A 12,846-nucleotide genomic window follows, 5' to 3' on the forward strand; every position below is an offset into this window, starting at 1 on the left:
GGGCTTTGCCGAATTGGATCAGGTATATGATTTATAAGTGAAATTTAATGGTGCCCCCACACGGACTCGAACCGCGGACCTATTGATTACAAATCAATTGCTCTACCAGCTGAGCTATAGGGGCAAACGTTTTACAACGTCTTCACAATCAACAACCCAGTGCCGCGATTGCGTGGGCGTTCTTTAGTAGATGATTGAAAAGGATGCAAGAGTGCTGACACCCTACTGAGCAAGGAAATTTTCGGGCCAGGTTTTGACGCATTCGTCAGGGCAAAGGTCGATGCTCTTAAGCGATCAGAAGAGCAGCCTGCGCGCCTCCTATGGTGTTGCTTTCGGGCTCAAAGCATGGCCGTTCCACAGATCAAATGAGCACGTCGGCCAACAAACGGCGCATGGCTGCGGGCGACGGGCCCATGGCGCACGAGCCATATCGGTCTGAGTAAAAACGAGACGCTCACCGCCTTGGCACTGGGACTAAGGGGCGACCCGTCGAAAGTCGCCAATCACATTGCAGTTTTACACCTGTTCGCGAACCCGCTATTCAACGGCAACAGCACCCCAATCTTAAGCGGAATATATGCAGCTGGTATTGCACACAGGCACCCATTACACCGAAGAAGACCGACTGCTGAAATGTCTGCTTCACAACAAGAGCAGCTTTGCCGAACGCGGCATCGCGGTGCCGGATCCCAGCGGTTTTCGGGGGCTGTTTCGGGCCACGCTCAACGCCATGCACAAGGCCCCGGCAGGGCCGGATGCGCGTGACGTATTGCTGGATGCCGCCCTTGATGATGCCTCTGCGGATCGGCTGATCCTGTCTGATCCGAATTTTTTCCGCACACCAGCCACTGCCGTGATGAGGGGCCATCTTTACCCGGACGCTGCAAAGCGGATGATGTATATGGCAGAGCTTTTTCCGAATGATGATCTGGAGATTTTCATGGCCATTCGGAACCCTGCATCCCACGTACCCATCTTTTTTGACAAGGCAATCGACAAGAAACATGCCGCGTTCTGGGGGGGGCGCAATCCGCTTGATCTGCGATGGTCGCAGACCATTGGTCTGATCCGAGAAGCGGCCCCGGAAATCCCGATTACGGTCTGGTGCAATGAAGATTTGCCATTGATCTGGGCACAGGTCATCCGTGAGATTGCAGGCCTTGAGCTCCATGAAAAGATCTCAGGCGGGTTTGATTTGCTGGCCACCATCATGACCAAAGAGGGCATGCAGCGGTTCAGGGCCTATCTCGACAAACACCCAGAGATGTCAGAGATCCAAAAGCGCCGGGTGATTGCCGCGTTTCTTGATAAATTCGCCATTGATGACGAGATTGAAGAAGAACTGGATATGCCCGGATGGACCGAGGAACTGGTCGATGAAATGACAGATATCTACGACGACGATGTGACCAACATTCAGCGCATTCCCGGCGTGACGATGATCACGCCCTAAGGGTGCCATCGCCTCGAAAATGAGACCTATCAACACCTTATGCATTGATGTTTGCTGTTCCCAGCGCCGCCACATTTTGCGTTCTGCCGGGGCACAGCTCTTTGGACGTCACCCGCGCTAGACCGCGCGCGACAACCCCTGAGCCGTTTCGCAAATCACATCATACGCCAGATCGACATCCTGAGCCGTACTGGTGAACGCGCCTGCCTGAAACCGGATCACCAATGCCCCGTCAATCCGGGTTTGCGTCAGATAGATGCGGCCATCGTCGTTGATGCGGTTCACCAGCGTTTGGTTCAAAGCGTCAGCATTCTTCACCCCCTCAGGCGCATAGCGGAACGTGAAGAGCGACAGCATTGGCTGCGTCACAATCTCAAAATCAGCCGTGCCATCCAGACGGGCGGCCAGCGCTTGCGCCCAGGTCACATGATTTCGGATCATCTCGCGCAGCCCGTCCAGACCATGGGCGCGGATCAGAAACCACAATTTCAGGGCGCGAAAACGGCGTCCCAAAGGCACCGACCATTCGGAGTAGTTAATGATGCCATCCGCCCCGTGGGTCTTGAGGTACTCTGGCTGGATGGCCAGCGTTTTAACCAATGTGGTCGGATCGCGCAGAAAATGTGTGGTGCAGTCAAACTGCGCGCCCAGCCATTTGTGCGGGTTCAGAACAACACTGTCAGCGCGGTCAACGCCAGCCCAAAGCGCCTGAAATTCAGGGCAGATCATTGCCGAACCGGCCCATGCAGCATCGATATGTGTGTAAAGCCCCTCGGCCTCTGCCACGTCCATGACCGCGCAGATGTCATCGGTTGCCCCGGCGCTGGTGCCACCGACACACGCAATGATCCCGGCGGGAAGGTGCCCGGCTGCGCGGTCTGCTGCAATCGCGGCACCAAGGGCGTCCACATCCATGCCGCGCGCAGGCCCATGGGTTTTGATGCGAACCAAATTGGCCTCACCAATCCCGGCGATCCAGATCGCGCGGTCAATCGATGTGTGCACCTCGGCCGAACAATAGATGCGCAGGGCCGGCTGACCCGCCAGCCCCTTGGCATTGCCCGCCCATTCCAGCGCTTTTTCCCGCATGGTCAGGACCGCACAAAGTGTGGCGGTGCTGGCGCTGTCCTGGATCACTCCGGCAAAACCATCCGGAAGGCCAACCGCCTGTCGCATCCAGTCACATACACGGGTTTCCAGTTCTGTGGCCGCGGGCGAGGTCTGCCATAACATGCATTGCGCCGCGATGGCGCTGACGTAATATTCTGCCAGCACCGAAATCGGGGCGGCATTGGCCGGGAAATAGGCAAAGAAACGCGGGTGCTGCCAGTGCGTCATACCGGGCAGAATCGTGTTTTCCAGATCGGCCAGAATGTCGTCAACGGGCTGTGCGGCATCGGGGGGCGACAGCGGCAATTGCGCCAGAATATCGCCGGGCTTTGTCTGCGCGCGCACCGGGCGCTCGCGCAGGTTTGCATGGTAATCGGCGGCCCAATCGGCGGCATCCTTGCCCCGTGCGCGAAATTCATCCCACTTCATCGTGTTCGGACCTTCATTGTTGATCTCCTGAAAGATAACGGCGGATTGAGCGGGCCTTGCGCAACAGCGCGGGCTTACATCATTGATGGTGCCTTCCTACGGCAGCGACCCGCCATATCAAGTCCAATCCGCATCGGTGTTATGGCTGACCTGTGTCGTCCAGCGGCCACCACGCCACCCCTGCGGCCGCAATTTCCCGGTCGCGCCATGTCACAGGGTCCGTGCCATAGTTAAAGGCAAACTGATGTGTTGCCGTGTCGCGCAGGCGCAGGCCCTCGGGCAGTTGCGTTGGTTCCAGACCGCCTTGGCGGGCCAATGTGTTTATCAGCCTGTCCCACAATGTCGCATCCGGCCAACCTGCCAGATAGTGCAGATTTCCAGTGGCCAGCAGCGCGGGGGCACCGTCTTGGCCGCTCAGGACGGGCTCTGCTGCCCCTTCAACTGTTTCAGCCCAATGCACGATTGCACCGCCGCCCTGAACGGGCCGCGACACGCCCGGAGGCAGGCTTTCCACCCGTGTCACCGTCGCATCCATCCTCGTCAATGCAGGACCCATTGGCTGAGGGATGCGCAGTTCGTCGGTCACCAGATTGCTGCGCGGGCCGATCAGGCATGGGGCCTTGCAGGTATCCATTGCCGCACGCAAATCATCGGGCAGGGTGGCCAGTCCGGGGGCCAGCACCAATTTATACCCGCTCAGATCCGCATGATCCGCTGACAGAATATCCACCGAAAACCCCTGCCGCCGGACCGCCTGATAGGCGTCAAAAACCAGACGAAAGTAGTCAAAGTCGGCCCCCTGCGGCAGCACATTCCAAGCCCAGGCAGACGCGTAATCCAAGATCAACGCAACGGGAGGCTGTGCAATATCGACCTCAGGCATTTCGCCGATTTCCGCGGCGACGGCGGCGGCTTCGGCCAGTCCCGGTGCGGCCACATCATCCGGGCGCATCAGGCCTGCGTGCATCTGTTCCTGCGCAAAAGGCGCTTGGCGCCAGCGAAAATAGCTCACCACCTCGGCCCCGTGGGCAAAGGCCTCCCAGGTCCAAAGCCGCACCATGCCGGGCAGGGGGGCAGGGTTGTAGGGTGCCCAGTTGACCGGGCCGGGTTGCTGTTCCATCACCCACCAGCGCCCCTTGTTCATCGCGCGGTAGAGGTCGTGATGAAAGGCCTGCATGTCGGGATCACCCTGTTGCAGATAACGGGCCTTGTGCGCGGCGGACGCCTCCAATCGGTCCGACAGAAAGCCGATGGGGTAGCTGTCCCAGGACGCAATATCAAGATCACGCGCCACGGCGAAGTGATCAAATTCCAGCACCCGGCCCATGTAATTATGAATGAGCGGCGCATCCGTTAAGGGGCGCAATGCCGCCACCTGTGCTGCATTCCACGCAACCACCTGATCTGAACAAAAGCGGCGAAAGGCCATCTCATGCGACGGGTTGGCCTGGGTCACGGTCTGGTTGGGCAGGTCGATCTGGCTGAAACTGCCATAGTCCATTGACCAGAACACATTGCCCCATGCCATGTTGAGCGCCGAAATATCCTGGTACTTCTGCGCAAGCCAGTCGCGAAACGCAACACGCGCCGCCTCAGAATAGCTGATCACCGTCTCATGACAGCCGTATTCATTGTCGATTTGCCAGGCGGCGATGCGCGGATCGCGCCCGTATCTTGTACCCAATTGTGCCGCCATCTGTGCCGCTGCGTCGCGGTATCCTGCATGGCTGTGGCAATAGTGGCGGCGGGAACCGAACTTGCGCGCGTGGCCTGTGGCGTCAACGGCCAGCATGTCGGGGAACCAATTCAGCATCCAGCGCGGCGGGGTGGCAGAGGGTGTGCCAAGCACAATTTTGAGGCCCGCATCGGCCAACACCGCGATCGCCTGATCCAGCCAGTCCCAGTTCAACACACCCGGCTGCGGCTCCAACCTGGACCAGGCAAATTCGCCAATGCGAACCCATGTGATGCCCGCCTCAGCCATGCGTGCGGCATCCGGTGCCCACATCTCCTGAGGCCAATGTTCGGGGTAATAACAAACACCAAGGGCGCGTTTCATAAGATCACCTGCGGTTCCGGCAGCCCTTTGGACACATCCGGGAAACAAAAAGTCATACCATCTGTGGCACCCGGCTTTTTTAACCCTTGCGTGGCAGATGTCACATAAAGATCGCGCAGATCAGGCCCGCCAAAAGCAGGGCAGGTCGGCTGCGCTGCGGGGACCTCGATCTGGCGCAAGGCTGTGCCATCGGGGGCAAAACACGCTACCTGACCCGCCCCCCACAGCGCCACCCAGATGTTGCCTGACGCATCTGTCACCGCACCGTCCGGATTCAGGCCATCCGCGGCCAAGTCTTTGAAAACCTCCGGATCACCATCGGGCCATCCGGTTTTGGCATCCAGAGCGATGCGCATGATCTGCCTTGTCGTCGTGTCGGTGTAATACGCATGACTGTGGTCTGGCGCGAAACAAATGGCATTGCTGATGGTGATATCACCCACCACCTGCCGCAGAGTGCCGCGATAGTAACGATAGATCGCCCCGGCCTTTGGCTCTGCCGTTTTGCCCATGGTGCCAATCCAAAATCCACCCCAAGGATCGGCGCGCCCGTCGTTGGACCGGGTGATGGCGTTGTCCGCCTCAAGATCAACCAGATGAGTGCGGGTGCCAGAGCCGATATCGAACCGCCAAAGCGCCGTTTCAGAGGCAATGACAAGCGTGTCGTCGTCCACCCAGCCCGCCGCCGAATAATGGGCATCAAGCGGGTATTCACGGCGTGTTGCACCCTTTCGCGAGAAAAGGGTTTTTCGGGCAATATCAAACCAAAACAGCGTGTTGCGTGTAGGGTGCCACAAGGGTCCTTCGCCCAACAGACAGGTATGACTGTCGAACGTGCTCACCTGATCGCAGCCTTGTAGGCGTCCACCAGCGCACGGGCGCGTTCCTCAACCTCGGCCACCGACAAGCCCGGTTTGTAAAGCGCAGAACCGATGCCGAAACCATCCGCGCTCGCCGCGATCCAATCACCAAAGTTGTCCGCGCCTGCGCCGCCCACGGCATAGACCAAGGTGCCCTTGGGCAGGACCGCACGCATGGCGGCAAGACCGCCGGTGCCCGCCATATTGCCGGGAAAAAGTTTGAGACCATCGGCACCTGCGGCAAGGGCGGCAAAGGCTTCGGTCGGGGTAAACACCCCCGGCCAGCTTTGCAGACCGCGCGCCTTGCTGCGCGCGATCACCGCCACGTCGCAATTGGGCGACACAATCAATGTGCCGCCTGCATCCGCAACTTTATCTACCTGTTCAACTGTCAGGACTGTGCCCGCGCCAATCACCGCGTGATCCGCATGCTCGCGCGCCATAACGGCGATGCTGTCATAGGGGTCGGGTGAATTGAGCGGGACTTCGATCGTGGTGATGCCGCATCCGATCAACGCACCTGCGACCGCGGGGGCCTCTGTCGGGGTGATCCCGCGCAAGATCGCAATAAGGGGTAAGGTCATGAGGTCACCTTTGATGTTTTATAGGCGGCGGTCAGGCCCGCAAGGGTCATCCGTTCCGCATCCGCCAAAGTCGCGGGCACCCCTTGCGCGGCCAATGCCTCGACATAATGCCGTGCTGTTGCATCGGCCCCGATGATTGCGACCTGTTGGCCCAACCAATAGGGGCGTGCGGCGGCAAGCTCGGTCCCGATCAATGCCCCGGACAACCGCGCACGCGACACCGGCGCAGGGGTCGCGTTCAGCAAATCCTCTGCGCGAATGGAAAAAAGCCGCGCCGCCAATTTTTCGGGCCGCGACAGGGTGTCTGAAACAGCTTCGACAAACGCATCTGCGTCCCAGCCATCCGATTGTACCGAATGGCGCAGAACCGACCCGGTCGAAATCAGCGCAAAGAGTTCACCGGTCATGAAGGTCTGGAAACTGACCACTTCGCCGGCGCTGATCTGCACCCATTTGGCATGGGTGCCGGGCAGGCAGATGACACCGTCCCAATTGGGGTTGAGCGCCAGAAATCCAGCGATCTGTGTCTCTTCGCCGCGCATCACATCCGCAGGTGTGTCTTGTTTAAGCCCCGGAATGATACGGATGTCCTTGGCGGCACCCGGCACCTTGATCATGCGATCGCCCAGCGGTGTACAGGGCACAGACCGATAGGGCGCTTCAACCCATCCCTGCCGGGACCCCACCATGCCGCAGGCAATGACAGGCACGTTTGACGGCAGGCCCCAATCGTCAGTAAGTGCCGCCAATGCCGGGCCGAAACCGTCCCGCGTCAGCCCGCCCATGCCGGCGTCTGACCCTGCGCGGGCCAACACAACATCCCCCTGCATCGCCCAGACGCGCAAATTGCTGGTGCCCCAGTCCACCGCAATCCATTCTGTGGCACCTGTACTCATCAAATTATCCTGTCGTTACCGTGCCGCCATCGACGACCATACATTGCCCGGTCATCATCCGGCTGGCGTCGGAGGCCAGAAAAAGCACCGCATCGACGATATCGCGCGGGGCCAGATGGGTCTTGAGACACTGCCGGTCCAGATGTGCGGCAAGATCCTTTGGCGTGGCCCATTTTTCAAGTTGCTTTTCGGTCAGAACCCACCCCGGGGCCAGCGCATTCACCCGCACGCCGTCCGGCCCCAGTTCGCGTGCCAAGCTACGGCTCAATGCCGTAATGCCACCATTGGCCGTTGTATACGCAGGATAACCTGCATTGCCCATCATATAGCTGACCGAGCTGAAGTTGATGATGGACCCGGCACCCTTCGCCTGCATCCCCGGTGCGACCGCCTGAGCTGCAAAGAAATACGCCTTGAGATTGATTGCCAAAAGCGCGTCCCAGCGGTCAGGCGTCAGTTCGGCCATCGTATGGCGCTGATCGTTGGCGGCATTGCTGACCAGCACGTCGACCGGGCCAAATGTATGTGCGGCTTCTTTGATGGTGGCCTGCAGACGGTCGGTATCCGTTATATCGCCTTGCAGAAACAGCGGCGCGCGCCCGTGTTTTTCCTGCATATCCGCCACAAAGGCGCTGGCATCAGAGCGGCCGATAAAGGTCACATTCGCCCCTTGCGCCAGAAACCCATCCGTCAATGACGCACCAATGCCAGATCCACCACCGGTGATATAAACCGATTTGCCTTGCAGGTCGTGAAACGTGGCGATCTGGGTCATGTCTTTTCCCTTGTTGAAACGAGCATCTTTTTAAGTTGCGCCGATGCGCTTTGGTTATGCCGCATGTCTTTTACGTGCCCATTCAGGGATCCAGTCCCCATGCGCAATCAATAAATCATCCACCAGTGATCTGATTTGTCTCAGATCAAGCTCTGCGGCGGTATGGGGATCCATATAGGCGGCGTGATAAAGCGGTGCGATGTCTTCAGTCAGCAGCGCCTCAACCGTCAATTCCTGCACATTCACATTTGTACGCATCAGCGCCAGCAGATGCTTGGGAATATCATCGACGACGGTCGGCTGTATGCCATGGCCGTCCACCAGGCAGGGCACCTCAACGGCCGCCCCCTGCGGCAGTTGCGGGATCAAACCGGTGTTCGCAACATTGCCATAGATCACGGACGGCGTGCCGGTGACGATGCTGTCCATGATCGTGGCCGCATATTCGTTGGACACCTCATGGGCGATGGCCGGGGCATTTTGCAGCTCTGCATATTGATCTTCCCATGTCGCCACCTGTTCAACACAGCGGGCAGGATATTCGTCCAGTGGGATGCGGAATTTTTCAATCAGGTCAGGGCGGTGCGATTTGATGAACCACGGCACGTATTCGGCAAAATGCTCAGAAGACTCCGTGGCGAAATAGCCAAGGTGCATAAAGGTCTCGTAGCGTACAAGGTTCGGACAGCGCGCATTCCAGCGCGATTCAAGCGGGATTTTTCCAGCGTTATAGCCCGCCCGCATTGCGGGATAGAGATCCTTGCCGTCCGCATCCGTGAACTCAAGCAAGAACGCCATGTGATTGATCCCGCCCACCCGGTAGCGCAGCGTTTTTTCGTCAAGTCCCAGATCAAGGGCCAGTTCCTCAACTGTGTTTTGCACCGAATGGCACAAGCCCACTTGTTTCAGTGCCGGATAACGCGCGCTCAGCGCCCAGGTGTTGATCGCCATCGGGTTGACGTATTGCAACATGGTAGCACCGGGGCAGACCTGCGCCATATCCTCGGCGATCTTCCACAGATGGGGCACGGTGCGCAGACCCCGCATGATGCCGCCAATGCCCAGTGTGTCGGCGATGGTCTGGCGCAGCCCATAGGTGTTTGGAATGTCAAAATCGATTTTGGTTGACGGATCAAAGCCACCGATCTGAAAAGCGACGATGACAAAATCCGCACCCTCCAGCGCCTCGCGTTGGTTGGTGTGGGTGCTGACCGTTGCCGCGGCCCCCACCGACAGGATCAGCTTTTTCGCCACCAGTTCGGATTGCGCCAGCCGGTTTGGATCAATGTCCATCAGCGCGATATGCGCCGCACTGAGGGATGCCTTGGACAGCGCGTCCCCAATCAGGTTCTTCATAAAGACGGTTGAACCCGCCCCGATCATCGTAATCTTGGTCATCTCGCATACTCAGGTTGAGGGTTATTTCACCGCGCCCAACGTCAGACCGGCGATAAAGTGTTTCTGCATCAGGAAAAACATCGCGACCGGGGGCAGGGCGGCAACAATGCTGCCTGCGCTCATCAGGTGATACATCGCGCGAAATTGCGAATTAAACGCGGTGATGCCTGCGGTCACGGGTTGGCTTTCTGGTCCCTGGGTCAGCACCACGGCCCAGAAATAATCGTTCCAGATGAAGGTAAAGATCAGCACCGACAGGGCCGCGAGCGCGGGCTTCATCAGGGGCAGGACAACATACCAGAAAATCCTGATCTCCGAGATGCCCTCGACACGTGCCGCCTCGATCAGTTCAAAGGGCAGGGCGCGGATAAAGTTGCGCATGAAGAGCGTGCAAAACCCGGTCTGAAAGGCGATGTGAAACAACACCAGCCCGGTCTTGGTATTGTAAAGCCCCAGATCCAGCGTCAGGTCACGCACCGGCACCATCAGGATTTGAAACGGTACGAAGTTGCCTGCAACAAACATGAAGAAAATCCAGATATTGGCCTTGAACCGATAAATGCCCAAGGCAAACCCGGCCATCGCGGACAGGGTCACCGCACCGATCACCGTCGGCACCGTGATGAACACCGAATTTAGCAAGTACCGCGGCATGTCGGAGTTGAAAAAGACCTGACCGTAGTTCTCAAAGAAATCAAACGACGATGGCAGGCCCCAATAATTTGCATTGGTGAAATCCGCCCCCGGTTTGACCGAGAACACGGCGACCGCCAGCAAGGGCAACAGCCACGCGATGAGGGCCAGCGGCAGGATAAGCTGATAGGTCGTCTTGGCGGCGGGGGCACGTTTTTCCAGCGGTGTCGGGAACATCAGCGTTTCTCCTCGCGGTACATCGACCATAGGAAATAGGCGATAAAGACCATCATGATCGCAAACAGAACGACCGCGATTGCGGCACCATATCCCATGCGGAACCCGTATTCGGACAGCGCCACCTCGAACATATAATACGCCAGCACGCGGCTTGACCCGAAGGGGCCGCCGCCGGTCATGATCGAAATCAGATCGAAGGACCGCAGCGCGCCAATGATTGTGACAACAAAAGCGATGAAAGTTGCGGGCCGAAGTTGTGGCAGCACGACATGCCAGAGCATGCGCAGCCCCTTGGCCCCGTCCAGACGCCCGGCCTCGATCTGTTCGGGGTTCACGGCGTTCAGGCCGGTCAGGTACAGGATCATGCAATAGGCCGTTTGAGGCCACAGACCGGCAAGGATAATCCCGTAGGTCACGGTGTATTCATTACCCAACACATTGATCGGTCCCATTCCGACCCATCCAAGGACCACATTCAGGATACCGAATGCCGGATCATAGAACCACGTAAAGACAAGGCCCACGACAACCTGAGAGATGACGAATGGAAAAAAGAACAATGATTTATAAAGGCGGATGCCCGTCACCGTCTGGTTCAAAAACAGCGCGATAAACAGCCCCGCAGGGATCGCCAGCAGATACAGCACCAGCCAGATCAGGTTGTTCTTCAGCGAGGTGTAAAACGCATCCCGGTCCTGAAATTCGTAATACAGGTCCTCATAGTTGCGCAGACCCACATATTCCGCCTCACCCAATCCGTCCCATACATAAAGCGACAGGTTGAACGACTGAAAAACCGGGTAGATGACGTAGAACACAAAGAACAGGATGGCGGGGATAAGAAAGAGCCAGGGCGCAAGCGTCTGTTGATTGCGCTGCCAATAAGAACGGGTTGGCGCGGATGCGGTGGGCAGGGCAGCTTGGGTCATGATCTATCCTTGGGCGGCGGTGCAGGGGGCCTGCGCCTTACGGCGGATAACGGGGGCAAGGGGCGGCTGGCTGCCGCGCCTTGCAGTGTCAAAGGCGGGAAAAGAGGCACCCATGGGTGCATCTTGCCTGCTTATTTGTAGATGCGGCCGCGTGCGCGTTCCAGCTTGGACAGGATGCTGTCGACCTGGTCCGGCTTGACCATGAATTCCTGGAACCCTTCCATGGCAACTTTGGCCATTTCCGCAGGGGCATCCCGGTCAAAGAACTGTGCAACACCGCCGGGGCTGTTCGATGACAGCATCGCAAAGCCCTGGTTCAGGAATTCGTCGTCATCCACAGAGGCCTTGGCGTTGACGGGCAGTTGGCCCAGAGCGTCGCCAGCATTGATGATGGTCTGCTCTTCGGCACTTGCCATGTGACGCAGGAATTCACGTGCGGCATCCTTGTTCTGGGCGTTGGCCGGGATGTGGAACGTGTCGGTTGGCGCGTCTTCGGCCAGTGCCACATCCGGGTTGATCGCCGGGAACTGATAGAAGTCGATCTGGTCATCGCTCAGACCCGCTTCGCGCAGCGGTGCCACGGCAAAGTTACCCATCAGATAGGCGACCGCTTCGCCATTCACCATGAAGGGCAGGGCTTCCTGCCAGCTGTAGGTCTGGTGGTTGGCGATAAAGCCGCCCATGTCGATCAGCTCTTTCCAGTTTGCGAAAGTCGCCTTGACCTCATCTGATTCCCACGACGCATCGCCTTGCAGCAATTGCATATGGAAATCAAAGCCGTTGGTGCGCATGTTCATGTAGTCAAACCAGCCGCCGGCGGTCCACAGAAACTTGGTCCCGATGGTATAGCAGGCCCGACCGCTTTCAACGATCTTGGCGCAGTTGGCCTTTTCTTCTTCCCATGTGGTTGGCTCAGTCAGACCCAGCTCCTTGAAGATGTCTTCGCGGTAATAGACGCCCCACTGATAATATGTGTAAGGCACGCCCCACTGTTTGCCATCAATGGTCATCGCACCTTTGGTCGAGGCGAGGTCCTCTTTGAACATGTCCTCTTCCCACAGGTCACTCACGTCCTCAAAAAGGCCCGCTTCGACATAAGGGCGCATGCGGTTTGCGGCGTACCATGTCGCCACGTCTGGTGCATCAGCCGTCAAAAAGTTGCGAATCTGCGTCTTGTAGGCTTCGCGGTCAATCACGGTCGTTTCGATATTCAGATCAGGGTGCTTTTCGCCAAATCGGCCAATCGCACCTTCCATCGCGGCGCGGGGGGCAGGGTTGGATGTATCGAGGAAAATCTTGAGATCCCCGGACAGCTTGGCATGGCCATCTGCAAACGCAGCGCCGCCCAACATGGTTGAACCGGCCAATGCAGCCAGCATGAGTGATTTTCTAAAAGTCATGATTGTCCTCCCAGACAGCTTCTTCGTTCAACGTTTGAGGTTCCATTATATGAAACTTGGTTTTATATATTGAAAACTAC

At 58.1% G+C, this 12,846-nt stretch carries 11 protein-coding genes and 1 tRNA gene; 1 reads left to right on the plus strand and 11 read right to left on the minus strand.

All coding sequences use genetic code 11. The features are described 5' to 3' along the window. Positions 1–48: 48 nt before the first annotated feature. Positions 49–124 (minus strand) — tRNA-Thr (locus tag C1J02_RS09200). 453 nt (positions 125–577) lie between these two features. Here C1J02_RS09200 and C1J02_RS09205 point away from each other — a divergent pair. After that, complete coding sequence (locus tag C1J02_RS09205) at positions 578–1,453, plus strand: hypothetical protein (RefSeq protein ID WP_114878307.1); 876 nt, start codon at positions 578–580, stop codon at positions 1,451–1,453. A 117-nt stretch (positions 1,454–1,570) separates the two neighbouring features. Here the strand turns inward: C1J02_RS09205 and C1J02_RS09210 are convergent, their stop codons facing one another. From C1J02_RS09210 to C1J02_RS09255, 10 genes are all read right to left on the minus strand, one after another. Further along, positions 1,571–2,992 carry a pyridoxal-dependent decarboxylase gene (locus tag C1J02_RS09210; protein WP_114878308.1) on the minus strand — a complete coding sequence of 474 codons (1,422 nt, stop codon included), beginning with the start codon at positions 2,990–2,992 and terminating at the stop codon, positions 1,571–1,573. A 139-nt stretch (positions 2,993–3,131) separates the two neighbouring features. Beyond that, complete coding sequence (locus tag C1J02_RS09215; protein ID WP_114878309.1) at positions 3,132–5,051, minus strand: beta-galactosidase; 1,920 nt, start codon at positions 5,049–5,051, stop codon at positions 3,132–3,134. Beyond that, positions 5,048–5,893: an SMP-30/gluconolactonase/LRE family protein gene (locus C1J02_RS09220; protein WP_254693252.1), complete on the minus strand. Its 846-nt coding sequence runs from the start codon at positions 5,891–5,893 to the stop codon at positions 5,048–5,050. Before C1J02_RS09220 ends, C1J02_RS09215 begins: the two co-directional genes overlap by 4 nt. Then, on the minus strand, positions 5,890–6,495 hold the full coding sequence (locus C1J02_RS09225) for a 2-dehydro-3-deoxy-6-phosphogalactonate aldolase (protein WP_114878310.1): 606 nt from the start codon (positions 6,493–6,495) through the stop codon (positions 5,890–5,892). Before C1J02_RS09225 ends, C1J02_RS09220 begins: the two co-directional genes overlap by 4 nt. Continuing rightward, the gene (locus C1J02_RS09230; RefSeq protein ID WP_114878311.1) at positions 6,492–7,391 is read right to left on the minus strand and encodes a 2-dehydro-3-deoxygalactonokinase; all 900 of its coding nucleotides are present in this window, start codon (positions 7,389–7,391) and stop codon (positions 6,492–6,494) included. The genes C1J02_RS09225 and C1J02_RS09230 overlap by 4 nt, the downstream gene beginning before the upstream one ends. Positions 7,392–7,395: 4 nt before the next feature. Then, positions 7,396–8,166: an SDR family NAD(P)-dependent oxidoreductase gene (locus C1J02_RS09235; RefSeq protein ID WP_114878312.1), complete on the minus strand. Its 771-nt coding sequence runs from the start codon at positions 8,164–8,166 to the stop codon at positions 7,396–7,398. A gap of 54 nt (positions 8,167–8,220) precedes the next feature. Further along, positions 8,221–9,564, minus strand: a complete 1,344-nt coding sequence (locus tag C1J02_RS09240; RefSeq protein ID WP_114878313.1) for an alpha-glucosidase/alpha-galactosidase — start codon at positions 9,562–9,564, stop codon at positions 8,221–8,223. A 21-nt stretch (positions 9,565–9,585) separates the two neighbouring features. Beyond that, positions 9,586–10,434, minus strand: coding sequence for a carbohydrate ABC transporter permease (locus C1J02_RS09245; RefSeq protein ID WP_114878314.1), 849 nt, complete (start codon positions 10,432–10,434; stop codon positions 9,586–9,588). Next, positions 10,434–11,366 carry a carbohydrate ABC transporter permease gene (locus C1J02_RS09250; RefSeq protein ID WP_114878315.1) on the minus strand — a complete coding sequence of 311 codons (933 nt, stop codon included), beginning with the start codon at positions 11,364–11,366 and terminating at the stop codon, positions 10,434–10,436. The genes C1J02_RS09245 and C1J02_RS09250 overlap by 1 nt, the downstream gene beginning before the upstream one ends. 131 nt (positions 11,367–11,497) lie before the next feature. Further along, positions 11,498–12,718, minus strand: coding sequence for an ABC transporter substrate-binding protein (locus C1J02_RS09255; RefSeq protein WP_254693282.1), 1,221 nt, complete (start codon positions 12,716–12,718; stop codon positions 11,498–11,500). Positions 12,719–12,846: the final 128 nt, after the last annotated feature.

The organism is Sulfitobacter sp. SK011, assembly GCF_003352065.1.
In the GTDB taxonomy this organism is placed as follows: domain Bacteria; phylum Pseudomonadota; class Alphaproteobacteria; order Rhodobacterales; family Rhodobacteraceae; genus Sulfitobacter.